This is a genomic window from Streptomyces humi, from assembly GCF_001005085.2.
Taxonomy (GTDB): Bacteria; Actinomycetota; Actinomycetes; order Streptomycetales; family Streptomycetaceae; genus Streptomyces; species Streptomyces humi.
Genome location: NZ_LBMU02000027.1, coordinates 89684 through 113372 on the forward strand (window position 1 = coordinate 89684; position 23689 = coordinate 113372).

The window sequence follows — 23689 nt, forward strand, 5'->3', positions numbered from 1 at the left end:
GTTCGCTCACGGCCCTTTCGGCAGGCCGAGGATCCGCTCGGCCACGATGTTCCGCTGGATCTGCGAGGTCCCGGCGGCGATGGTGTACGAGAGGGAGGAGAGCCGGTCGAGGACCCACGGCCGGTCGAGGTCGAGCGCGTCGGGGCCGAGCACGGCGGCGGCCGCGTCGTAGAGCTCCTGGCGCGCGTGCGAGTAGCGCAGTTTGAAGACCGAGCCGCCGGTACCGGGCACGCCCCGGCCCTCCGCCTCGCTGACGTTCCACTGGGTGAGCCGCCACAGCGCCCGGAACTCGGCGTTCAGCCGGCCGAGGCGGCGGCGCAGCACCGGGTCGTCCCAGCCGCCGTTCGCGTGGGCCGCGCGCGCGAGTTCGCCGAGCACCCGGCGGCAGGCGACGACCTCGCCGACGAAGGCGGTGCCACGCTCGAAGGAGAGGGTCACCATGGTGACCCTCCAGCCGTCGTTCTCGGCGCCCACCCGGTTGGCCACCGGAACCCGTACCTCGTCCAGGAAGACCTCGGCGAACTCGGCGGACCCGGCGAGTGTGCGCAGCGGCCGTACGGTGATGCCCGGCGCGTCCATCGGCATCGCCAGCCAGGTGATGCCCTGGTGCCGGGGCGCCGCGGGGTCGGTGCGCACCAGCAGCTCGCACCAGTCGGCGACCTCCGCGTGCGAGGTCCAGATCTTGGCGCCGCTGACCACGTAGTCGTCGCCGTCACGCCACGCGCGCGTGCGCAGCGCGGCCAGGTCGGAGCCGGCGTCCGGTTCGCTGAACCCCTGGCACCACACCTCGTCGCCGCGCAGGATCGGCGCCAGCCAGCGGGCCCGCTGCTCCTCGGTGCCCTCGGCGGCGATGGTCGGTCCCGCGTGCAGCAGACCCACGAAGTTGGCCCCCACATAGGGCGCGCCCGCCCGCTCGGTCTCCTCCAGGAAGATCAGCCGGACGGTCGGGGAGGCGTCCCAGTGGACGTCCGCGTACCCGGCGTCGTGGAGCGCGCGCTGCCAGCCGAGGTCGTAGGCGCGGCGGCCCGGCCAGTCCTCGGGGCGCGGCTTCGGCGGCAGGCCGGGCAGCACCTTGGCGAGCCACTCCCGAAGCCGCGCCCGGAAGTCCTCCTCCTCGGGCGTGTACGACAGATCCACCGGCAGACACCCCCACGGAACTGATGGTTCGTCAGATCTCGCAGGCTAGCCCCGCGCCTCTGGACCGACAAGGCGCCAGGACCTACGATCTGACGACTCGTCAGCTGGAGAGGGAGCAGGGGCCCGGCCATGGACGACACGAACGCCACCGCACACGAGCTGAGCGCCTCCCGCACCCTCTGGGACCTGGCCGCCCGCCGCGCCGAACTGACCCCCGGGCGCCCGGTGTTCCTCCAGGGTGACCGGACGCTGTCCTTCGGCGGACTGCGCGCGCGTGCCGAACGCGTGGCCGCGGGCCTGTACGGCATGGGGGTGCGCCCCGGCACGGTCGTCGCCTGGCAGCTGCCCACCCGGATCGAGACGGCCGTGCTGTCCTTCGCGCTGGCCAGGCTGGGTGCCGTGCAGTCGCCCGTCATCCCCTTCTACCGCGACCGCGAGGTCGGCTTCGCGCTGCGCGAGTCCAGGGCCGAGTTCTTCGCGGTACCGGGTGTGTGGCGCGGCTTCGACCACACGGAGATGGCCCGGCGGCTGGGCGCGAAGGGCGTCTTCGAGGTGTACGACGCCGACGGGATGCCGGACGGCGACCCGGCCGTCCTGCCCGCCCCGCCCGCCGAGGGCACCTCGGTGCGGTGGATCTACTGGACCTCGGGAACCACCTCCGACCCCAAGGGCGTTCTGCACACGGACCGTTCACTGATCGCGGGCGGTTCGTGCCTCGCGCACGCGCTGCGGCTCACGGCGGACGACGTGGGCTCGATGGCGTTCCCGTACGCGCACATCGCGGGCCCCGACTACACGGTGATGCTGCTGCTGTACGGCTTCCCGGCGGTGCTGTTCGAGCAGTTCGCGCTGCCGGACGCGCTGCCGGAGTACCGCAGGCACGGGGTGACGGTGGCGGGCGGGTCGACGGCGTTCTACTCGATGTTCCTGGCCGAGCAGCGCAAGCAGCCGGGGACCAGGGTGATTCCGTCGCTGCGGCTGCTCGCGGGCGGCGGGGCACCCAAGCCACCGGAGGTGTACCACGCGGTGGTGCGGGAGATGGGGGTGCGGCTGACGCACGGGTACGGCATGACCGAGGTGCCGATGATCACGATGGGCGCGCCGGACGACACCGCGGAGAACCTGGCGACGACCGAGGGGCGGCCGCCGGCCGGGATGGAGATCCGGATCGCCGAGGGCGGCGAGGTGCGGCTGCGGGGGGAGGCGGTGTGCCAGGGGTACCTGGACCCGGCGCAGACCGCCGAGGCCTTCGACGGGGACGGGTTCCTGCGCACCGGCGACCTGGGCCGGGTGACCGGGACCGGCCACCTGGTCCTCACCGGACGGCTCAAGGACGTGATCATCCGCAAGGGCGAGAACATCTCGGCGAAGGAGATCGAGGACCTGCTCGCCGCGCATCCGGCGGTCGGCGACGCGGCGGTGGTGGGGCTGCCGGACGCGGAGCGCGGGGAGCTGGTGTGCGCGGTGGTCGAACAGCCGCCGGGCACGGCCGTGTTGACGCTGCCCGAAGTGGTGGCGTACCTGCGCGCGGCAGGGCTGTCGGTGCACAAGCTGCCGGAGCGGCTGGAGGTGGTGGACGCCCTGCCGCGCAACGAGACCCTGCGCAAGGTGCTCAAGTACCGGCTGCGCGAGCGCTTCTCGGACAGCCCCACCCCGGGACCGTGAAGCGGGCGGCCCTGCTCCGGGACCGTGAAGCGGGCGGCCCTACTCCGGGATCGTGAAGCGGGCGGCCCTACTCCGGGATCGTGAAGCGGGCGGCTCTACTCCGGGATCGTGAAGTAGCGGGCGAACGCCGGGACGATCTCCGCCTCCGCGACCCTGTTGTCACCGTCGGTGTCGAGGCCCGCCGCCACCGCCCGCGCGGTCTCCGGGGGCACCCCGAGGACGCGCAGCACCCGCACGGTGTCGGGGACCGTCGCCGTGCCGTCGCCCGCGGTGTCCGCGAGGGCGAGGGCCGCGTGCAGGAAGGGGCGGGCGATCTCGGCGAAGCGCTCGGGGTTGTCGTGCAGCCGCTTGACCGCGCCGCTGACGAACTCCTCGCGGGTGATGCGCTGGTCGCCGTCCCGGTCCGCCATGCCGGCCATGCCCTGCCAGAAGGCCTCGGCGCCGGCGTACAGGGCCTGGCCGCGGTCGGAGCGGGCGGGGGTGCCGAACTCCGCGAGCAGCGCCTTGGCCGCCGAGCTGAAGTCCTCGCGGTCGATCCAGCCGTTGCCGTCCTGGTCGAAGGTTGCGAAGCGGGCGGCGATCCGTCGCTCGTACTCGGTGCTGACCATGTGTGTTCGGGCCGCCTTACGTGACGTGGGGGTTCCTTTCGCAGCGAGCGTACGACGCGGGTGGCGGCCGGGGAGCGGGAAAACGTCGGTTGTGCCAAGACCGGGGGAATTCCGCGACAACAATGTGGCACTGCCACGTTCGTCGGCTATGTGCACCCGCGGGGTGTCAGGCGGAGAGGGGGTCCGCCTCGTCGGAGACCGCGCTGTCGATGTCCGCGTACACGTCGAACAGCCGCCGCACGCCGAGGGCGCCGAGCACCCGGTTGACGTGAGAACCGTCACTCGCGCCCTGGGCGGGCAGGATCAGCCGCAGCCGGCCCCGGCAGGAGCGGATCAGCCGGCGGGCGGCGATCAGCACCCCGACCCCGCTGGAGTCGCAGAAGAAGACGTCGGACAGGTCGAGGACGAGGCAGTGATGGCCTTCGGCCACCGCGTCGTGCACCCGCTGCCGCAGCACCGGCGAGGTCACCAGGTCCAGTTCGCCCGACACCCCGATCACGGCCCACTCGCCCTGTTCGACGCCGGTCACCTTGAAAGCCACGGCTCAGCCCTCCGCTCGCCGGATCTCCGGAACCGCCCGGAAACGGAGCCAGTTCCTACGCTTCTTTTCGCGCGGCTGCCCAGCGGCCGTTCCCCGAAACCCCGGATGGCAAACGAGCGACGATCAGGGAGGGTCCTGTTTCAGTCACTGCCGATCCTGATCAGTCATGATCGATCCTGTTCAGGCGGAAACAGGAGGTTCGCTCGGATACGGCTGCGCCGACGGAACGGCACGGCGCGATCCGGGCGGTCTTTACCACTCCATGTCCGTCAGGGGGCGCGCATTGCCACAAAGGGGCGTGCGTCGCCGGACGTGCCGACTACATTCGAGGAGACGGTGGAGACACGCTGGACACGGGCACGGGGAGGGGGCCGCATGGCGAAGAAGGACGTTCCGCCCCGCTGGGACCGCAAGATGCAGCAGCGGCTCGCGCGCGGTGAGGCGGCCGCCCTCGGTGAGCTCTACGACCGCTTCGCCTCGCTGGTGCACGGCCTGGCCCACCGTGTCCTCGGCGACGAGAGCGCCGCGGACGCGATAACCCGCGAGGTCTTCGCCCATGTCTGGGAGCACCCCGACGCCTACGACCCCCGGCAGGGGCCGCTGCGCTCCTGGGTCGCCGCGCTGACCCACCGGCTCGCCGTGCAGCGCCTGCGGGCCACCGAGACCGCCGCGCTCCCGGCCGGCGACGGCGGCTCGGCCGAGGCCGCGGAGGAACTGGAGCGCAAGGTGCGGCGGGCCTCCGTGGCCGCCCGCGCCGACTACATCGTGCACTCCATGCCGACCCCGCTGCGGGCCGCCCTGGACCTCGCCTACTTCCAGCGCCGCGACTACCGGCAGACCGCGGCGGACCTCGGCGTCACCGAGGACGAGGCCCGCCGCCGGCTGCGCCTGGGCCTGCAACTGCTCTCCACCGCGCACGACGCCGGCAACCCGCCGGGACACGGAGGCGGCGCATGAGCGACACCTTCGAGTCAACCGACGAACACGAGCCCCCTACCGGGCCCGACCGACACAGCGAATCCGGCGGGCACGGTGGGAACGGCGGGCACGGTGGACCCGGTGGGAACGGCGGGCACGGTGGACCCGGTGGGAACGGCGGGCACGGTGGACCCGGTGGGAACGGCGGGCACGGTGGACCGGGCGAGCACGGTGAGAACGACCGGCGCGGTGAGAACGACCGGCACGGCGAGCACGACCGGCGCGGTGGATCCGGGGGGTATGGCGGGTCCGGTTCGTACGGTGGGCGTGGTGGATCCGGTCGGCACGGTTCTGGTTTCGGGGGCGGTGACGTGCCCCGGGGCGGCGGTGGTGGAAGGGGGCGGCCGCCGCGCATACCGTTGCCCAGGGCCTCCGTGGAGGACGGCGGGCAGCCGCTGCCCGAGCCGGCCGACCTGCCGTCCGTACCGCTGGAGTTGTCGCACGACGTCCTGAAGTCGCTGCTCGGCGCATGGGCGTTGGCCGCGTGCTCGGCACCGGAGGCGCTCGCCGTCGAGGTTCACCTCGGGGACTGCGGGGCCTGCGCGGACGAGGCGCGGCGGCTGCGGGAGGCCGTCGGCCTGCTGCACCAGCCGGAGAGCCTGGACCTCGACCCCGGGTTGCGCACCCGGGTCCTGGAGGCCTGCCTGGACCGCAGGCCGGCCCGGATCCCGATCCCCGCCTGGGCTGCGCCCTACGACGCCGAGACCGCCCGCCTGGACGCCCTGCTCCAGGACATCGGTGACGCGGAGTGGCATGCGCCGGTCCGGCTGCGCTGGTTCGACGGCCAGTCGCCGACGAGCCGCCGTACGACCGTCGCCGGGGTCATCGCGCATCTGCTGTCCGTCGACGGGCTGGTGGCGGCCGCGCTGGGCCTGGACGACCCCCTCGGCAAGGCCCCGGTGACCGGCCCCGCCGCCCGGACCGAGGCCTTCTGGGAGGCGTCGTACTTCCCGCCGACCCGTGCGGTGCGGGTGCCCTGGCGGGAGCAGAGCCACCGGCTGGTGCAGACCGTCTCCTTCACCGGCGGCGGCGCCGGGCGCCTCGGGGTGTCGTACGGCGACTTCGAACTGCCGTTGCACGACGCGATGCTGGACCGGGCGTTCGAGTGCTGGGTGCACGCCGAGGACATCGCGGAGGCCGTGGACTACCCCTACGGGCCGCCGGCCCCTCGGCACCTGCACAAGATGATCGACCTCGCGGCCCGCATGCTGCCGGTCGCACTGGCCGCCCGTCGGCGGGCGGGGCTGGCGGCGCCCGGTCCGACGCCCCACCTGGTCCCCGCGGGACGGCCCGGCCGGAGCCTGCGGCTGGAGATCGAGGGCAGCGGCGGCGGCGAGTGGCTGATCCCGCTGGACTCGCCCGGGGCGGTGGGGTCGGCGGAGTACGAGGTGGCGCATGTGGCGCTGGACGACGTCGAGTTCTGCCAGCTGGCCGCGGGTCACGTGCCCCCGGAGGAGGCGGCCGCGGGCCAGCGGGGCGACCGGACGGCCATCAGAGACGTCCTGTTCGCGGCAGCGAGCCTGAGCCGGATGTAGGGGCGACGCCTGTGGGGGCGGGGGCTCCGCGGGACGGACGGCGAGTGCGGGTGGTTCGTGGCTGGTCGCGCGGTTCCCCGCGCCCCTGAAGGGGCGTTGGCGCAGCGCGCCCTTCAGGGGCGCGGGAACCGCGCGAGCGACCACGGACCGCCCGCGGCCGCCCTGTGACGAGAACCGCTCCGCCCGCTAGGCGAAGACGACCGTCCGGCGGCCGTTCAGCAGGATCCGGCGTTCCGCGTGCCACTTCACCGCTCGCGCCAGCGCCTGGCACTCCACGTCGCGGCCGATCGCGACCAGCTGGTCCGGGGTGACGTCATGCCCCACCCGCTCGACCTCCTGCTCGATGATCGGCCCCTCGTCGAGGTCGGCCGTCACATAGTGCGCGGTCGCGCCGATCAGCTTCACGCCCCGCGCATGCGCCTGGTGGTACGGCTTCGCGCCCTTGAAGCTCGGCAGGAACGAGTGGTGGATGTTGATGATCCGGCCGCTCAGCTGCTTGCACAGGTCGTCCGAGAGGACCTGCATGTAACGGGCCAGGACGACCAGCTCGACACCCTGCTCACGGACCAGTTCGAGCAGCTGGGCCTCGGCGTCGGCCTTGGTCTCCCTCGTCACCGGGATGTGGTGGAAGGGCACGTGGTACGACTCCACGAGCTCCTGGAAGTCGGTGTGGTTGGACACCACCGCGGCGATGTCCACCGGCAGCGCCCCGATCCGGGCGCGGAAGAGCAGGTCGTTCAGGCAGTGCCCGAACTTGCTGACCATGAGGACGATGCGCATCCGCTCGTCGGCCCGGTTGATCTGCCACTCCATGTGGAAGGAGTCGCCGATCGCCGCGAAGCTGGCCCGCAGCTTGTCGACCGTCACCGGCGCCTCGGCCGAGAAGTGCACCCGCATGAAGAACAGACCCGTGTCGTGGTCCCCGAACTGCTGGCTGTCCTCGATGTTGCAGCCGGTCATGAAGAGATAGCTCGACACGGCGTGCACGATGCCCTGCTTGTCCGGGCAGGCGAGGGTGAGGACGTACTGGTCGGCCGGGGCGGCCTGGGCTCGGGTGGACTGCTCAGTCATGCACCACAGAATCTCATGTCCCGCCGCCCCCGACACGGGATGCCCGCATCCCGGACCGCCCAGAGCCGGTTTCAGGCCGCGCGCGTCATGATCCGCAGCACTTCGAGACTGCGCGGCGGGATCTCCGGGTCGTCGCCGTCGCTCGTCGCCAGGCGTATGTGCGCGTCCCGGGCGGCCCGGACCGCGTCCGGCCACCCCTGGTGGTCGAGGTAGGCGGAGACCTGCGCGTCCGGCCCCACCTGGTGCATGATCCGCAGCACCCGCAGCACGGCGGTGTCGACGAGCGCCGCCTCCTGCGAGTCGCGGAATATCGTCCCGACGTACTTCTCGGCGGACCAGTTGTCCAGCCAGGTGTCCTCGACCAGCCGGTAGACCGCGTCGGTCACGTCGCCGTACCCGTCCTGGCCGGCCAGCCAGACGTTCCGCTGGAAGTCCGGGTCGGAGAGCATGTGCAGCGCGGAGCGCACATTGCTGCGCCAGCGCCACCATGGCATGTCATTAAGTGGCATGTCGCCCATGGTGGAGGAGCGACGGCCGCGACGGGAAGAGTTCTCCGAACCTTGCACGGTCATCGATCGTACGTTCCCCGGCACACGCCCTTCACCCGCCCCCGCAATTCACCTGCGCGTCACCCTTCGTTGACCGAGGGTCACTCCCGGGTTTTTGATGTGGCGGAATCGTGCGTGTCCATGACCGGCAGTCGGCACAAGCGCAGCACATTCCCCCTCTCGCCCCACCGGCCCCGCAGAACCACCGCCCTGTCCGCGGTGGCCATGGCGGCCTGCGTGTCGCTCGCCGCCGGCTGCGGGACCGTCCCAGGGTTCGCCGGCGCGGCCGACGACGAGATCAAGGTGATGACCTGGGCGCCGCAGCAGACCGGCGCCACCAACAAGCCGGGCATGCCCGCCATGGCGTCGGCCTTCGTCCGCTGGATCAACTCCCAGGGCGGCATCGGCGGACGCAAGCTCAAGCTGCTCACCTGCAACGACCACAACACCAGCGTGGGCGCGGCGAACTGCGCGCAGCGCGCCGCCGACGAGAACGTGGTCGCGGTGGTCGGCTCCTACAGCCAGTTCGGCGACTCGTACTTCGCCCCGCTGGAGGGCGCCGCCATCCCTTACATAGGCGGCTACGGGGCCTCGAACGTGGAGTTCACCAGCCCCGTCTCCTATCCCGTCAACGGCGGCCAGCTCACGCTGCTGGCCGGGCTCGGGGAGGCGCTGGCCGAGTCCTGCGGCCCGGTCACCCTGGTCCGCCCCGACAGCATCGCCGGTGACCAGCTGCCCCAGCTGCTCGACTCGGGCCTGCGGGCGGGCGGCCACGCCAAGGCGATCGACCAGCTCGCCGCCGAGGACCTCACCGCGTACGACGAGCAGTCGAAGAAGGCGCTGGGAAGCGCGTCCTCGGACGCGGCGAAGACGGGCTGTGTGGTGCCCGAGCTCGGGGGCCGCACGGCCACCTTCATGGACAGCTTCCAGCGCGCCCGCCAGGACTACCCGAAGGTGAAGACGGCCGCCGAGGTCGGCAGCGTCGACCAGACGGTCATCAACTCCACCGGCGGGGCGTCCGGCCCGTACGAGGGGTCGTACATCACCGGCTGGTACCCGGTCGCCTCGGACCCGCACTGGGACGAGATGAAGAAGGTCATCAGCAAGGAGGCGTTCGGCGACAACCGGATCGACCCGGCCGACGCCGGGGTGCAGACCACCTGGATCGCCTACAAGGTCCTCACCGCCGTCCTGGAGAAGATCGGCGACGGCGAGGTGACCTCCGACAGTGTGCGCCGCACCCTCAACGACGGCCTGAAGGTGTCCACCGGCGGCCTCACCCCCACCCTGACCTGGCCCTACCAGGGCAAGCTGGCCGCGGCCGGGTTCTCCCGGCTGGTCAACGCCGACGTCAACGTCCAGACCGTCAAGGGCGGCCTGCTCCAGTCGGCCAACAAGAACGCCCTCGACATGACGGAGACCCTGGAGAACGCCGACCTCAGCTGACGCTCAGCCGGCCGCGGGTGCCGGGGTCCTCACAGCTGGGTCGGCTGCCGCTGGGTCAGCCCGTACTTGCTCGCGATCGTGTTCCACAGCCCGGCCGCCTTCACCTTCTGGGAGCTGGCCGTGCCGCTCTCCCGGTTGCCGGCCGCGGTCTGGCCGGTGGCGCGGGCCTGGCCCTTTTTGCAGCCGTGCTTGCCGCCGGCCTGGTCGGCCCAGGCCGCGTAGTGGTTGTCGGCGTTCGCGGAGGCCTGCCAGGCCTTGGTGAGCGAGGCGGTCAGCTCGGCGTTGTTCGGCAGCTTGTCGACGGACAGCTTCGACAGCCGGGTGACCAGCTCCGTGCGCTGCTTGGCCGCGTTGCGCAGGTCGGAGGCGGAGCCGCCCAGGTTGTCGCACTGCTTCACGCTGGCGACCGCGCTGATCACGGTGGCCCGGCTGCTTCCGCTGTCGGCGAGCAGCTTGTCCAGGGCCACGGCCTGCGCCTTCGCGGGGTCGGCCGCGGCCGCGGAGGAGTCCTCGGAGGCCGACGCGGACGCGGCGACCGTCTTGTTGTCGTCCGACTTGTCGCCGCCCCCGCCGAGCAGGGCACCGGCACCGATCCCGAGGACGGCGATCCCGATCCCGACGGCCGCGATCAGGGGCACCTTCGACCGGGTACGGCCACCCCGGCCACCGCCGTTGCCGGCGTCGTCGTAGCGGTCGTACGACGGCGGGGGCGGAGGCGGGGTGTAGCCGGGCTGGGGCTGCTGCTGGAAGCGGGGCAGCTGGGCCGTGGACGCGGCGGGGGGCTCACCGCCCGGCCCGCTGCGGAAGAGGTTGTCGAACTCGGCGGGCGGCTGCCGGTCGGCGCCCGGGGCGCCCTGTGGGCCACCGGCCTGGTAGGGCGCGATGTACTGCGTGGCGTCGGCGTCGGAGTGCGCCGCGGGGGCGGGCTGACGGCCGAGGAAGGCGGTCTGCTCGTGCGAGTTCTCGGGCGGCAGCGCTCCCGGGCCGACCGGCGGGATCAGCTGGGTCGCGCCGTCGGGGGCGGCCGCCACCGGCGGTATGTACTGGGTGGCGCCCTCGTCGACCGGTGCGGCGGGCACCGGGGGTATGTACTGGGTCGCGCCCTCGTCGGCGGACGGCAGCGCGCCGGGGTGACCGCCGTGACCGCCGTGGTTCGCGTGCGGGACGGCGGGCGGCAGGGCGGCGCCGGGAGCGCCGTAGGGGTCCTGGCCGGCGGCCGGGGGCAGCGGGGCGCCGTACGACTGCTGCTGGGGCGGGGTGCCGTAGCCGCCCCCGTACGACTGCTCGTAGCCGCCGCCGTACGGGGCCGCCGACGCCGCCTCGGGCGGGAGCGGACCGGCTCCCGGAGTGTGGGCGGTGTGGGACTGGCCGTTCCAGGCGGACGGCTGGTCCGGGGTGCCCCACTCCTGGCCGGCCGCCTGCGGCCAGCTCTGCTGGGGCTGGGCGGCGCCCTGCTGGTGGCCGTTCTGGTGGCCGTTCTGGTGGTCGGGCCCCCAGGGCTGTCCCCAGGACTGCCCCTCGGTGGGCGCGGTGGCCGGCGCCGGGGCCGTGGCGGGCGGCTGGACCGGGCGGCCCGAGCCGCCGGTCATGCCGGGCAGCAAGGGCTCGCCACCGTCGGAGGGCAGCACGATGCCTTCGCGCGCGGGCTCGCCCTGTCCACTCTGCGTCACCGGGACTCCTACTAATGGGGGACCTTGTGAATCGTCGGCTCACGCTACCGGGTCCCCTCCACCGGGTGCCACGCAGCCATGGGCGCGATCTTGTTCCCGGTGACGGTGGTGACGAAACCGCCCCGCGGTGCGCTGTATATGCCGTGTTCTGCGCGGCAAGGTGTGGTTTGCCACACGTTCACACATCCGCGGGGCATGAATTCACGCGGCCGCCTGGAGGTCCAGGCGCGCCCCGAACTCCCTCACCACCGGTTCGTCCCGGAACGGCTCCAGCCGCTGCTGGAAGTCCTCCAGGTACTCGGCGCCCCGGTTGGAGCGGACGGTCTCCAGCAGTTCGACCGCCTTCGTCCCGGTGGCACAGGCCTGTTCGATCTCGCGCTGCTGCACCTGCGCTGTGGCGAGGAGCACATAGCCGATGGCGCGGCGCCGGGCGCGGGACTCCGGGTGCCCGTCCAGCGACTGCCGGGCGCACCTGGCCGCCGCCTCGGCCTGTCCCAGGTCACGGTGGCAGTGCGCCAACTCGTCGGCCAGATAGGCCTCGTCGAAGTGCGCGATCCACGCCGGGTCGTCCCCGGAGGAGGGATCGGCCGCCTCCATCGCCGACACCGCCCGCCCGGACGCCAGCTGCGTGGCCCGTACGTCACCGAGCAGTGCGTGCCCGCGGGCCTCGGCCGCGAAGAACATCGCCTCCGCGCGCGGGGTCACGCGACCACGCGCTCCCTCCTGCGCCGCCCGGGCCAACTGGGCGATCTCCCGCGGGTTCCCGAGCTGTGCGGCGAGATGGCTCATGGAGGCGGCGAGCACATAGCCGCCGTAACCGCGGTCGCCGGCGGCCTGCGCGAGCCGCAGCGACTGGATGTAGTACCGCTGCGCGAGGCCGGGTTGACCGGTGTCGACGGCCATGTACCCGGCCAGTTCGGTGAGTCGGGCCACCGCGGCGAACAACTCCCTGCCGGTCGACTCCCGGTAGGAGCCGGCCAGCAGCCCGGACACGACGCTGTTGAGGTAGTGCACGACGACCGGGCGCACATGCCCGCTGCCGAACTGGTGGTCCAGGTCGGTCAGCGCCTGTGTCATCGCCTTCACGGCCGCGACGTCCGCCTGCCCGACCCGTGGCCCCGCCTGCCGCGCCACCTGGGCGTCCGGCGCCGAGATCAGCCAGTCCCGGCTCGGCTCCACCAGCGCGGACGCGGCGACCGAGGAACCGGACAGGAAGTCGCGGCGCCCCACGTCACTGCGCCACAGCTCGCAGACCTGCTCGATGGCCCCCAGGACGGTCGGCGAGAACTGGAGACCGACGCCCGACGCGAGGTTCTTGCCGTTGGCCATGCCGATCTCGTCGATCGTGACCGTACGGCCCAGCTTCCGCCCGAGCGCCTCGGCGATGACCGCGGGCGCCCGGCCCCGCGGCTGCTGGCCGCGCAGCCAGCGCGCCACCGACGTCTTGTCGTACCGGAGGTCGAGACCGTGCTCGGCGCCGCACATGTTGACCCGGCGGGCGAGCCCGGCGTTCGAGCACCCCGCCTCCTGGATGAGCGCCTGCAACCGTTCGTTCGGCTGCCGCGCGACAAGCGGCCTTGCGGCCATGGCGTACCCCCTGCGAACTCCCTGTCGGGAAAAGATCCGGCCGTTGCGATCACTGCCCAGCGGACATACCGAAAATGCGGGACATGCGAGGATTGCCGGGTAAACGCGGCGGAACTGCGGGTACGACCGCCGCCAACCCCCCACTTCTGACTACCCGCTCACGCCCCGGTTCCTCCTGCGCGCCCCCGCACATGCATCCATGCGCCCCGATTGCGGAGAACATGCTCCTCCCCCGCGCGCGTAACGCCCGTAACTCCAGGTGGGTGCGGGAGTTGTGTTGGGCGTGGAAGAGACGATCGTCGGCGCCGAAGCCGCTCAGATTCCGAAGCAGCGCGGGGAATCGCTGCTGGAGACCGCCGTACGCTACGCCGAGGAGCGCCACTGGGACGTCTTCCCGGGAACCTGGCTGGAAGCGGCCGAGGGGGTGCAGCGCTGCTCCTGCGGGGAGGTCGCGTGCGCGGCACCCGGCGCGCACGCGGCGCGTCCGGACTGGGCGTCGCAGGCGACCGGTAGTGCGACGGTGGCGCGCCGGATGTGGCAGAAGCAGCCGACGGCGTCGATCCTGCTGCCGACGGGTCGGACCTTCGACGCGCTGACCGTCCCGGAGACGGCGGGGTTCCTGGCGCTGGCCCGTATGGAGCGGATGGAGCTGACGCTGGGGCCGGTGACGCTGACACCGGACCGGCGGATGCAGTTCTTCGTTCTTCCCGGGGCGGCGGTGAAGCTGCCGGACCTGGTGCGGCGGCTGGGCTGGTCGCCCGCGTCGCTGGATCTGACGGCGCTGGGCGAGGGGGCGTACGTACCGGCGCCGCCGACGCGGTACGGGTCGCGGGGGGCGGTGCAGTGGGCCTGCCGGCCGACGGCCGCGAACCGGTGGCTGCCGGATGCGGAGGAGCTGATCTCGGCGTTGGCGTATGCGTGCGGGAGGGATCGGTAGCGGCTTCGTCCGCCCGGTTCGGTCTCATGGGCGGCCGCGGGCGCGTCGTGGTTGCTCGCGCGGTTCCCCGCGCCCCTATGGGGGCGCTGGACAGCGCCCCCATAGGGTTGGTCCATGACCGATGCCGTGCGTGTTCGTGGGCTCTGGAAGCGGTTCGGGCAGCAGGTCGCCGTCGGTGGCATCGATCTGTCGCTGCCCGCCGGGAAGTTCGTCGGGCTGGTCGGGCCCAACGGCGCCGGGAAGACCACCACCCTCTCCATGGTGACCGGGCTGCTCCGGCCGGACCAGGGAAGCGTCGAGGTCGTCGGGCACGACGTCTGGCGGGACCCGGTGGCGGTGAAGGCCCGCATCGGCGTGCTGCCCGAAGGGCTCCGGCTCTTCGAACGGCTTTCCGGGCGCGAACTGCTCGGCTACTCGGGACGGCTGCGCGGCCTCCCCGGCGCCGAGGTCGACAAGCGGGCCACCCAGCTCCTCGACGTGCTCGATCTCGCCGGTGCCCAGCACAAACTCGTCGTCGACTACTCGACCGGGATGCGCAAGAAGATCGGCCTCGCGGCAGCGCTGCTGCACAACCCGGAGGTGCTCTTCCTGGACGAACCGTTCGAGGGCGTGGACCCGGTGTCCGCGCAGACCATCCGGGGCGTACTGGAGCGCTACACCGCCTCCGGGGCGACCGTCGTCTTCTCCTCCCACGTCATGGAACTCGTCGAGTCGCTGTGCGACTGGGTCGCGGTGCTGGCGGCGGGCCGGATCCGCGCGACGGGCACCCTGGCGGAGGTCCGTGGCGACCACCCCACCCTCCAGGCCGCGTTCCTGGAACTCGTCGGGGCGAGCGGCCGGGACGCGGCCTCGGACCTGGACTGGCTGGGCGGCGGGGCCCGATGACGGACGTGACCTCCACCGTCGTACGGCTGAAGCTGTCGCTGCTGCGGAACGGACTGCGGCAGTCCGGCGGCCGGCGGGCCGCGTTCATCGCCTCGGCGGTCCTCGCGCTGCTCTTCGCGGTACTGCAACTGCTGGGCCTGGTGCTGCTGCGCGGGCACCCGCACGCGGACGCGGTGGCCGTACCTGCGGCGGCCGTGCTGGCGCTGGGCTGGGCGTTCATGCCGCTGTTCTTCCCGAGTGGCGACGAGACCCTGGACCCCACCCGGCTGGTGATGCTCCCGCTGCGGCCGCGGCCGTTGGTACGGGCCCTGCTCGCCGCGTCCCTGGTCGGCATCGGACCGCTGTTCTCGCTGTTGCTGCTGGTGGGCTGTGCGGTGGCCGTGGCGCACGGGGCGGCCGGGTACGGCGTCGCGGTCGTCGGCGTCGTCCTCGCGCTGCTGGTCTGCGTGGCGCTCGCGCGGGCGATCGCCGCCGCGAACGTACGGCTCCTCAGCAGCCGCAAGGGGCGGGACCTGGCCGTACTGAGCGGCCTGGTCGTCGCGGTCGGGGCGCAGCTGGTCAACTTCGCCGCCCGGAGCCTGGGTTCGGCCGGGCTCGGGGAGCTGGCTCCGGTGGCCGACGTACTGCGGTGGCTGCCGCCCGCGTCGGCGATCGGCGCGGTGGGTTCGGCGAGCGAGGGGTCGTACGGCACGGCGGTCCTACAGCTCGCCCTGTCCGGCGCCGCGCTGGCGCTGCTCGTGGGCGCGTGGGCGCGGACCCTGACCCGGCTGATGACGGCACCCGACGGTGCCACGCTCCAGGTCCCCGACCGGGCCGGCCGACGCCGTACGTCCGGGGGCGGCGGTCTCGGCGGTCTGCTCCCCACCGGACGCACCGGCACGGTCATGGCGCGCAGCCTCCGCTATGTCTGGCGCGATCCCAAGACCAAGGCCGCCTGGGTGACCTCGCTGGCCATCGGTCTGATCGTGCCCGTCTTCAACGCCGTGCAGGGCACCGGGTCGGTCTACTTCGCGTGCTTCGCGGCCGGGATGCTCGGCATCCAGATGTACAACCAGTTCGGGCAGGACACCTCCGCTTTCTGGATGGTGGCCATGACCGTCTCGTCCGCGCGGGACGCCTACGTCGAACTGCGCGGCCGGGCCCTCGCCCTGCTGGTGATCACCCTGCCGTACGCGACGCTGGTGACCGTCCTGACCACGGCGCTGCTCGGCGACTGGCACCGGCTGCCCGAGGTGCTGGGCCTCTCCTTCGCCCTGCTCGGCGCGATGCTGGCGACCGGCGCCTGGACCTCGGCCCGCTTCCCGTACTCCATCCCCCAGGAGGGCCACCGCAACGTGGCGGCCGGACAGACCGGCCTGGCCTGGATCGCGATCTTCGGCGGCATGGTCGCGGCGGCCCTGCTGTGCGCCCCCGTCATCACCCTGACGATCGCACTGAACGTGACCGCGGGCGGCGCGGCCTGGACATGGCTGCTGCTGCCGGCGGGGGCAGGTTACGGAGCGGCGATCACCTGGGCGGGCCTACGAGCGGCGGCACCGCGCACGGCGGCCCGCCTCCCGGAGATCCTGGTGGCTGTCAGCAGGGGTTAGCGGCAGCGTGCCCCGCAGGGGCGCGGGGAACTGCGCGAGCAACCGCAACGGACCCGCAGCCGCCTACGTCACGCGGCCCCTGCCCCGCGGGCGCCACTACTCCCCCACCCGGTCGAGAAACGGCTCCACGGCCGCCCGCCAGGCCTCCGGCCGGTCGAAGGGCAACAGATGCCCGGCGTCGGCCACCTCGGCGTACTCCCCTTTCGGCAGCACCCGGACCATCTCCTGCGCCTCGGCCCGCCCCAGCTCCCCGTCGACCCCGCGTACGACCAGCGCGGGGCACGGCACCTGGGCCAGCTCCTCCCAGTGCGCGTCGTACACCCAGGTCTCCCGGGACCTCAGCATCCGGTCGGGATCGAACACCGGCCGCCAGCCGTCGCCGCCCTCGTGCATCACCTCGGCGTAGAACTCCCCGCGCGCGGGGTTCGGCCGCTCCACCCAGGGGTCGTCCTCACCGAACCACTTGCGTACGTCGGCGAGCGTGGCGAAGGGGACGGGCCAGGACCGGAACCACTCGGCCCACTCGCGCTGCGAGGCCGCGCCCAGCGCGGACGCCCGCATGTCGCAGATGACCACGCCCCGGACCAGTTCGGGGCGCTTCGCGGCGAGCTGCCAGGCGGTCAGCGCGCCCATGGCGTGGCCGACGAGCACGGCCGGGGCGAGTCCCAGCTGCTCGACGGCGGCCGCGGCGTCCTCGACGTACGCCTCACGGGTGTACGCGGCCTGCGGGGGCTTGTCGCTCTGGCCGTGACCGCGCTGGTCGAGGGCGACGGCCCGGTGCCGTTCGGAGAGCCAGCGGGCGGTGGACGCCCAGTGCGAGGCGCGGCCCATCAGGCCGTGCAGTAACAGCACGCCGGGCGACGGCCGGTCCGGGTCGTCCGACTTGGGCGGGTCCGCGAACTCCCAGGCGGCGAGGTGTACGCCGCCGGCTCCTGTCACGTCGATGCGCCGTGCCATGGGCCTGGCACCCCCCTAGCTCCGCGTGCCTAGTGTCGCCTCGTATCGGTTCGTGGTGCTTCGGTACCGCTCCAGACTATCGAATGCCTATTCGAAAATCGGGTTGCTGCGGGCAACACCCCTCATTCGAGTGACCTCTCTCCAGGCATGATCGGCGCCGTCGGGGGGATTTCTTCTGCGGGGGGCGGACCGCTCGGGGAAAACGGTCCGAGGGGATGACCCTGGGAGCTCGGGGCTCCGGGTCAGCACCGGGGAGGACAGGCCCCGGCGCCGGAAGGCGCCGGGGCCAATCCCATGACCGCGTCGGCGTCCTCGGCACACCCTCCGCCCTCGGCACACCCTCCCCGCCCCCTCAGGTCACACGCCTTCCGCGACAGCCTCGCACGCGAAAAGCGCGAGCGCTGCGATTCGACGCAGTGAATCGCGGATCCGACGCCCTCGACAAGCCCGCGACGGACATCGAAGCGGGCGTCAACTCATTGACCAGCCGCGGAAGTTGACGTTCAGCGCTTGGCGACGAACACATGGGAGGCGACGTCCGCCTCCAGCTCGGCCGCCTCACCGCCGCTGCCCACCAGCACCCCGCCGGCCGACTCCGTCACGCTCACCACCGAACCCGGCTGCACACCCGCCCGCCGCAGCGTGTACATCAGCTGCGCATCGGTCTGGATGGGCTCACCGATCCGGCGTACGACCACGGTCTTGCCGTCGCTGCCCGGGTCCAGGTCGGCCAGCGACACCATGCCCGCGTCGAGGAACGGATCCGCGCCGTCCTTCTCGCCCAGCTCCTCCAGGCCCGGGATCGGGTTGCCGTACGGCGACTCGGTGGGGTGCCGCAGCAGCTCCAGCACCCGCCGCTCCACGGCCTCGCTCATCACGTGCTCCCAGCGACACGCCTCGGCGTGCACCTGCTCCCACTCCAGGCCGATCACGTCGACCAGCAGGCACTCCGCAAGCCGGTGCTTGCGCATCACGCGCGTCGCCAGCCGGCGGCCCTCGTCGGTCAGCTCCAGATGGCGGTCGGTGGCGACGGACACCAGTCCGTCCCGCTCCATCCGCGCCACCGTCTGGCTCACCGTCGGTCCGCTCTGGTCGAGCCGCTCCGCGATGCGGGCGCGCATGGGGACCACGCCTTCCTCTTCGAGCTCGAGGATGGTGCGGAGATACATCTCCGTGGTGTCGATCAGTCCGGACATACGTGCCCCTCGATTACCTCTGCCGAATACCTCTGCCGGCGGCCCGGCCGCGTGCGCTGGCCCTGCCACCAATTCTGCCGGATCCCACCGACAACCGGGCCGCACCGCAAAAACGGGCGCCCGGCCCCGTCGCGGGAACGGGCGCCGGGCCCGCCCGCACCGGGCCCGGCCACGCCCGCACCGACCCACCGGCCGTATTGACACCGAGATGGTCCAGACCGGAGGGTGATCCGCGACACAGACGCTGACACCGGCGCCGGCACCGGCGCCGGCACCCGCGCTGACGCCGACCGTGCAAAGGGGCACCGCATGAGCGACGGCACACCCGCCGACCTGTTCCTCGACGCCGCCATCGGCCTCCTGCAACGGGTCCGCGAGGAGGAGGCCGAGGCCATCGCCACCGCGGGCACCCTCCTCGCCGACACCGTCGTCGCCGACGGCCGGCTGTTCGCCTTCGGCGCCGGGCACTCCTCGCTGCCCGCCCAGGACGTCGTCTACCGCGCCGGCGGCCTCGCGCTCATGAACCTGCTCTCCGCGCCCGGCCTCGTCGGCGTCGACGTGATGCCCGCCACCCTCGGCTCCCGCCTCGAACGCGTGGACGGCCTCGCGACCGCCGTCCTCGACACCTCACCCCTGCGCCCCGGCGACGCGCTGGTGATCATCTCCCTCTCCGGCCGCAACGCCCTGCCCGTCGAGATGGCCGTCGAGGCCCGCCGGCGCGGCGCCAAGGTCATCGGCGTGACCTCCGTGGCGTACGCCGGGCAGACCACGTCACGGCACTCCTCCGGCACGTACCTCAAGGACCACTGCGACGTCGTGCTCGACTCGAAGATCTCCGTGGGGGACGCCGAGCTCACCCTGGACACCATCCCGGCGCCCTTCGCGCCCGCCTCCACGGTCGTCACCAGCGCCCTGCTCCAGGCCGTCCTCGCCACCACCGCGGCGACCCTCGCCGACCGCGGGGTGGAACCCCCGCTCCTGCGCTCGGGCAACGTCGACGGCGGCCACGAATGGAACGCCCGCGTCTTCGCCGAATACGCCGACCGCATCTTCTACCAGCACTGACGCGAGGCCGGCCCGCCACCGGGACCGGCGCCGGCGCGGGGACCGACGCTCGCGGGGGCTAACGCTGTCGCGTGAGGCCCGCCAGGTCCAGGGCCGTGGCGATACGCACGGCCACGTCCTCCGCGTACACCGCGTCCAGGCGCTCGAAACGGTTGCGGCCCGGCCCGCGCAGGAACGTCAGCACGCCCAGCGTCCGCCCCCGGCTGCGCAGCACCGCGCACATCGCGTGCACCGCGTCGCCCGGCCACTGCCGGTCCAGCGCCCACGCCCGCGCCCGGTCCGGCGGCACCGAACCGGCGTCCGCCCGCACGCTCCCGGCCCGCTGCACGCACTGGAGCGCCGGATGACCCTCCTCGTAGCGCACCGGCAGCCCGGCCGCGCCCGTCAGCAGGCTCGGTCCCGGCGCCCCGGTCGGCGTGGCGGCGATCCGCACCAGCCGCACCGGCCCGACGTCCCCGTCCGCGCGGGCGCCGCCCACCACCCGGTCGATCACCGCGTGGTCCGCGAACCCGGCCAGCGCGAAGTCGAGATGGACGGTGGCCGCCTCCAACGGGTCCTCGCACTCGGCCGCCGCGCGGGCCGCGCGGTGCAGCTGGTTGGCGCGGAAGCGCAGCACGGCCGCCTCCTGCTCGGCGAGCCTGGCCTCCGTGACGTCCTGGAACAGCCAGCCGACCCCGAGCGGAACCGGCTCCTCCGCGAGCGGCGACGCGAGCCGCAGGAACCCGGACCGCCAGCACCGCCGCTGCTCGCCCTCCGGCGTCCGCACGCTCACCCACATCTCGGCCGGCGCGGGCGGCGCACCCTCCGCCAGCACGTGCGTGAGGGCGCTCTCCAGGTCCTCCACGCCCTGCGCGAGCAGCTCACCGAGCGGCCGCCCCAGCGCCGACGAACGCCCGATCCCGAGCGCCCGCGCGGCGTGCGCGTTGACGACGGCGGGCCGCAGATCGGCGTCGACCAGTACGACCCCCCAGGCCGCGTCCTCGAACAGGGCCTCGCTCAGCGCGATCGACCGCTCCAGGTCGATCTGCGCGTGCACCTCGCTGAACGCGCAGTACACGCCCGCCGGCTTCCCGTCGGGACCGCGCACGGCCGCCGACTGCGTCCGTACGAGGACCCGCCCGCCGTCCTTCGTCAGCAGCGCGAACTCGTGCACCTGGCGCCCGGAGGCGTGCATGGCGGCCATCAGCCGCCCCTCGATCTCCTCGGCGTCCGCCTCGCGCACCGCCCAGCCGGCGAACCCGCGCCGGCCCACCGCCTCGGCCGCCGCCCAGCCCAGGATGCGCTCCGCCTCACGGTTCCAGTGGGTGACGAAGCCGTCCGCGTCGAAGGCGCACAGCGCCGCGTCCATGCCGTCGAGGAGCGCGGCGAGCAGGTCGGAGCCGCCCGAGTCCTCCGGGGCATCGCGCTCCGGCTCCGGCTCGGGCTCGTCGGGCCCCAGCTCGTCCGTGGTCCCACTACGCCGGGAAGCACTCACCTGGACCCCCATCAGGCTGCGTCCGCACGCACGGCGCGTCGGTTTTCACTCACTGCCCTTTCATTCAACTCGAACGTGACGCAGCCCACACTGTGTTCCCGCAAGATTGAGGGAATCGTTGCAAGCCCCCGTTCACAGCTCCAGCCGCAGATCCACCCACTCGTCGGTCTCCCCGTCCAGCACGTACCGCTCGACCTCGGTGAACCCGTACCGCTCGGCGAACCGCAGCCCGCCCTCGTTGACGGCCAGCACACACGTCTCAAGCGCCCGGGCCCCCTGCACACGTGCGAGCACCTGCTCGTACAGGGCCGCGCCGAAACCCCGCCCCCGCCACTGCGGCAGCACCCGCACGATCACGGTCACCACCCCGTCGACGGCGGGCCGCACGGTCGAGCACCCCACGAGCTCGTCCCCGACGTACGCGTTCTCCAGCCGGTACCCCCGCGCCACCCGCTCCCCGGCCTGCGCGGCCGACATCGCGGCGACCGGCACGACCACGTTGTGCACATACCGCCACCGCTCCAGCGCCTCACCCTCACTGGCGGGAACCACCCTGAGCCCACTCACGTGCGCACCTCGATCTCTGCTGCGAAAAACAGTTGAACCCTTCCGATGTGCTTCCTAGAGTGGCTGTTACTTCAGAAGGGAGGTGGTTCGGTAGATGTATGCATATCGGACGGAAGAGGTGGCTGCGGGCTAGCGGCTCGCCACCACACGATGTGCGGTGCCGGACCAGCGTGCGGAGACGTGCGCAGCCGGCCCAATCCCAAGCAGTCACCCGACCCGCGAGCTCGCCGGTACGTCCGGCCGGCTCCTCCGTTCAGGCGGAGGGACCCGAGCTCGCGGGTCGTCTGCGTGCACGGGCCCGCTCAGGGGCTGAGGCGTTCCACGTGCCAGGTGGCGTCGGGGGTGGCCGTGTAGCGGAGGCGGTCGTGGAGGCGGTTGTAGCGGCCCTGCCAGAACTCGACCGTCCGGGGGGCCACGCGGAAGCCGCCCCAGTGCGGGGGCACGGGGACCTGCTCGCCCTCGGGGTAGCGGGCGCCGAGTTCGGCGTACGCGGTGTCGAGTTCGGCGCGGGAGCGGATGACCGCGGACTGGGTGCTGGCCCAGGCGCCGAGCTGGGAGCCGTGCGGGCGGGTGCGGAAGTACGCGGCGGTCTCGTCGCGGCCGGTACGGCGGGCGATGCCGGTGACGACGACCTGCCGGCCGATGGGGTGCCACGGGAAGAGCAGTGAGACGTGCGGGTTCTCGGCGAGGTCGCGGGCCTTGCGGGAGTCGTAGTTGGTGTAGAAGACGAAGCCCTGGGTGTCGTACTGCTTCATCAGGACCGTGCGTGAGCTGGGGTGGCCCTGGGCGTCCGCGGTGGAGACGACCATCGCGTTGGGTTCGTAGATCATGCCGTCGTCGGCCGCCCGCACGGCCTGCCGGAACCATTGGGTGAACTGGTCCATCGGGTGTGCGGCCAGGTCGTTCTCGTCGAAACCCTCGGCCCGGTAGTGCTGCCGCATCGCGGCGGGGTCGTGGATGGAGTCGTCGGAGGCGGCGTCACGATCGGTCACGCGGTCATCTTGCCGTACCGCCCCGCGCCACAGCACGGAGTGGCACTGAGTGCCGCTGGGCTCCCCAATTCTGGCACTCGGGGTTATGGTGCAGTTGCCTCCGCCTACACCCCAAGAGGAGCCGCCCCATGTCCGACTTCGTACCTGGGCTCGAAGGAGTCGTCGCGTTCGAGACCGAGATCGCCGAACCGGACAAGGAGGGGGGCGCCCTGCGGTACCGGGGCGTCGACATCGAGGATCTGGTCGGGCACGTCTCGTTCGGGAACGTGTGGGGGCTGCTGGTCGACGGGGCCTTCAATCCGGGGCTGCCGCCCGCCGAGCCCTTCCCGATCCCGGTCCATTCGGGTGACATCCGGGTGGACGTGCAGTCGGCGCTCGCCATGCTCGCCCCCGTCTGGGGTCTCAAGCCGCTCCTCGACATCGACGCGGCGCAGGCCCGGGAGGACCTGGCGCGGGCCGCGGTCATGGCCCTGTCGTACGTCGCGCAGTCGGCGCGCGGGCAGGGGCTGCCGATGGTGCCGCAGCGGGAGATCGACAAGGCGCACTCGGTGGTCGAGCGGTTCATGATCCGGTGGCGGGGGGAGCCGGACCCGAAGCATGTCGCGGCCGTCGACGCGTACTGGACCTCCGCCGCCGAGCACGGCATGAACGCTTCGACGTTCACGGCCCGGGTGATCGCCTCGACCGGTGCGGATGTCGCCGCGGCACTGTCCGGTGCGGTGGGCGCCATGTCGGGGCCGCTGCACGGTGGTGCGCCGTCCCGGGTGCTCGGGATGATCGAGGAGATCGAGCGGACCGGGGACGCGGAGGCCTACGTCAAGCAGGCCCTGGACCGTGGTGAGCGGTTGATGGGGTTCGGGCACCGGGTGTACCGGGCGGAGGATCCGCGGGCGCGGGTGCTGCGGCGGACCGCGCGGGAGCTGGGGGCGCCGCGGTTCGAGATCGCGGAGGCGCTGGAGAAGGCGGCGCTGGAGGAACTCCACAACCGTCGGCCGGATCGTGTGCTGGCCACGAACGTGGAGTTCTGGGCGGCGATCATGCTGGACTTCGCGGAGGTGCCGGCGCACATGTTCACGTCGATGTTCACGTGTGCCCGTACCGCCGGGTGGTCGGCGCACATTCTTGAGCAGAAGCGGACGGGGCGGCTGGTGCGGCCGTCGGCGGAGTACGTGGGGCCGGGGGTTCGGAGGCCTCAGGACATCGAAGGGTTCGCGGACATCGCCCACTAGAGGGGGTGCGAC

The 23689-nt window shown here is 72.7% G+C and carries 21 protein-coding genes; 9 read left to right on the top strand and 12 right to left on the bottom strand.

Annotated features, from left to right (window positions below; genetic code table 11):
- Positions 1–6: 6 nt before the first annotated feature.
- Complete coding sequence (locus AAW13_RS12595; protein WP_046734023.1) at positions 7–1137, bottom strand: acyl-CoA dehydrogenase family protein; 1131 nt, start codon at positions 1135–1137, stop codon at positions 7–9.
- Positions 1138–1266: 129 nt separating this feature from the next.
- Between AAW13_RS12595 and AAW13_RS12600 the strand changes: the two genes are divergently transcribed.
- Positions 1267–2802, top strand: coding sequence for a class I adenylate-forming enzyme family protein (locus AAW13_RS12600; RefSeq protein ID WP_046734024.1), 1536 nt, complete (start codon positions 1267–1269; stop codon positions 2800–2802).
- Positions 2803–2897: 95 nt separating this feature from the next.
- On the opposite strand, the gene AAW13_RS12605 is transcribed toward AAW13_RS12600, so the two are convergent.
- Positions 2898–3410: an EF-hand domain-containing protein gene (locus AAW13_RS12605; RefSeq protein WP_046734025.1), complete on the bottom strand. Its 513-nt coding sequence runs from the start codon at positions 3408–3410 to the stop codon at positions 2898–2900.
- Between the two features lie 166 nt (positions 3411–3576).
- Entirely contained in the window at positions 3577–3951 is a 375-nt protein-coding gene (locus AAW13_RS12610) for an STAS domain-containing protein (RefSeq protein ID WP_046734026.1), read from the bottom strand.
- 375 nt (positions 3952–4326) lie between these two features.
- Here AAW13_RS12610 and AAW13_RS12615 point away from each other — a divergent pair, with 375 nt between their 5' ends.
- Together AAW13_RS12615 and AAW13_RS12625 are read left to right on the top strand one after the other, a co-directional pair.
- Positions 4327–4908, top strand: a complete 582-nt coding sequence (locus AAW13_RS12615) for a sigma-70 family RNA polymerase sigma factor (protein WP_046734027.1) — start codon at positions 4327–4329, stop codon at positions 4906–4908.
- 332 nt (positions 4909–5240) lie between these two features.
- On the top strand, positions 5241–6464 hold the full coding sequence (locus AAW13_RS12625; RefSeq protein ID WP_071659521.1) for a maleylpyruvate isomerase N-terminal domain-containing protein: 1224 nt from the start codon (positions 5241–5243) through the stop codon (positions 6462–6464).
- 186 nt (positions 6465–6650) lie between these two features.
- Here the strand turns inward: AAW13_RS12625 and purU are convergent, their stop codons facing one another.
- Positions 6651–7535 (bottom strand): formyltetrahydrofolate deformylase, encoded by an 885-nt coding sequence (gene purU, locus AAW13_RS12630; protein WP_046734028.1) that lies wholly within the window; start codon positions 7533–7535, stop codon positions 6651–6653.
- A 71-nt stretch (positions 7536–7606) separates the two neighbouring features.
- Positions 7607–8107, bottom strand: coding sequence for an SCO4402 family protein (locus AAW13_RS12635; RefSeq protein WP_071659522.1), 501 nt, complete (start codon positions 8105–8107; stop codon positions 7607–7609).
- A 117-nt stretch (positions 8108–8224) separates the two neighbouring features.
- On the opposite strand from AAW13_RS12635, the gene AAW13_RS12640 reads away from it, so the two are divergent.
- Positions 8225–9529, top strand: a complete 1305-nt coding sequence (locus AAW13_RS12640) for an ABC transporter substrate-binding protein (protein ID WP_046734030.1) — start codon at positions 8225–8227, stop codon at positions 9527–9529.
- A 29-nt stretch (positions 9530–9558) separates the two neighbouring features.
- On the opposite strand, the gene AAW13_RS12645 is transcribed toward AAW13_RS12640, so the two are convergent.
- Both AAW13_RS12645 and AAW13_RS12650 read right to left on the bottom strand, forming a co-directional pair.
- Positions 9559–11199 (bottom strand): hypothetical protein, encoded by a 1641-nt coding sequence (locus AAW13_RS12645; RefSeq protein ID WP_046734031.1) that lies wholly within the window; start codon positions 11197–11199, stop codon positions 9559–9561.
- Between the two features lie 201 nt (positions 11200–11400).
- Positions 11401–12786 carry an NsdA family TPR-like regulatory protein gene (locus AAW13_RS12650; protein WP_046734032.1) on the bottom strand — a complete coding sequence of 462 codons (1386 nt, stop codon included), beginning with the start codon at positions 12784–12786 and terminating at the stop codon, positions 11401–11403.
- A 274-nt stretch (positions 12787–13060) separates the two neighbouring features.
- Between AAW13_RS12650 and AAW13_RS12655 the strand changes: the two genes are divergently transcribed.
- From AAW13_RS12655 to AAW13_RS12665, 3 genes are all read left to right on the top strand, one after another.
- The gene (locus AAW13_RS12655) at positions 13061–13723 is read left to right on the top strand and encodes a bifunctional DNA primase/polymerase (RefSeq protein WP_107483307.1); all 663 of its coding nucleotides are present in this window, start codon (positions 13061–13063) and stop codon (positions 13721–13723) included.
- A 114-nt stretch (positions 13724–13837) separates the two neighbouring features.
- Positions 13838–14608, top strand: a complete 771-nt coding sequence (locus AAW13_RS12660; RefSeq protein ID WP_046734033.1) for an ABC transporter ATP-binding protein — start codon at positions 13838–13840, stop codon at positions 14606–14608.
- Positions 14605–16197 carry a hypothetical protein gene (locus AAW13_RS12665; RefSeq protein WP_046734034.1) on the top strand — a complete coding sequence of 531 codons (1593 nt, stop codon included), beginning with the start codon at positions 14605–14607 and terminating at the stop codon, positions 16195–16197. The genes AAW13_RS12660 and AAW13_RS12665 overlap by 4 nt, the downstream gene beginning before the upstream one ends.
- Positions 16198–16293: 96 nt before the next feature.
- On the opposite strand, the gene AAW13_RS12670 is transcribed toward AAW13_RS12665, so the two are convergent.
- Together AAW13_RS12670 and AAW13_RS12675 are read right to left on the bottom strand one after the other, a co-directional pair.
- Positions 16294–17154, bottom strand: a complete 861-nt coding sequence (locus AAW13_RS12670; RefSeq protein WP_046734035.1) for an alpha/beta fold hydrolase — start codon at positions 17152–17154, stop codon at positions 16294–16296.
- Positions 17155–17657: 503 nt separating this feature from the next.
- Complete coding sequence (locus AAW13_RS12675; RefSeq protein ID WP_046734036.1) at positions 17658–18350, bottom strand: iron-dependent transcriptional repressor DtxR; 693 nt, start codon at positions 18348–18350, stop codon at positions 17658–17660.
- Positions 18351–18659: 309 nt separating this feature from the next.
- Between AAW13_RS12675 and AAW13_RS12680 the strand changes: the two genes are divergently transcribed.
- Entirely contained in the window at positions 18660–19415 is a 756-nt protein-coding gene (locus AAW13_RS12680; RefSeq protein ID WP_046734082.1) for an SIS domain-containing protein, read from the top strand.
- 58 nt (positions 19416–19473) lie between these two features.
- Here AAW13_RS12680 and AAW13_RS12685 read toward each other — a convergent pair whose 3' ends face one another.
- From AAW13_RS12685 to pdxH, 3 genes are all read right to left on the bottom strand, one after another.
- Complete coding sequence (locus AAW13_RS12685) at positions 19474–20889, bottom strand: PAS domain-containing protein (protein WP_046734083.1); 1416 nt, start codon at positions 20887–20889, stop codon at positions 19474–19476.
- 132 nt (positions 20890–21021) lie between these two features.
- The gene (locus tag AAW13_RS12690) at positions 21022–21456 is read right to left on the bottom strand and encodes a GNAT family N-acetyltransferase (protein ID WP_046734037.1); all 435 of its coding nucleotides are present in this window, start codon (positions 21454–21456) and stop codon (positions 21022–21024) included.
- Positions 21457–21758: 302 nt separating this feature from the next.
- Positions 21759–22448 carry a pyridoxamine 5'-phosphate oxidase gene (gene pdxH, locus AAW13_RS12695; protein ID WP_046734038.1) on the bottom strand — a complete coding sequence of 230 codons (690 nt, stop codon included), beginning with the start codon at positions 22446–22448 and terminating at the stop codon, positions 21759–21761.
- Between the two features lie 128 nt (positions 22449–22576).
- Here pdxH and AAW13_RS12700 point away from each other — a divergent pair, with 128 nt between their 5' ends.
- Complete coding sequence (locus tag AAW13_RS12700) at positions 22577–23677, top strand: citrate synthase 2 (RefSeq protein ID WP_046734039.1); 1101 nt, start codon at positions 22577–22579, stop codon at positions 23675–23677.
- Positions 23678–23689 lie beyond the last annotated feature (12 nt).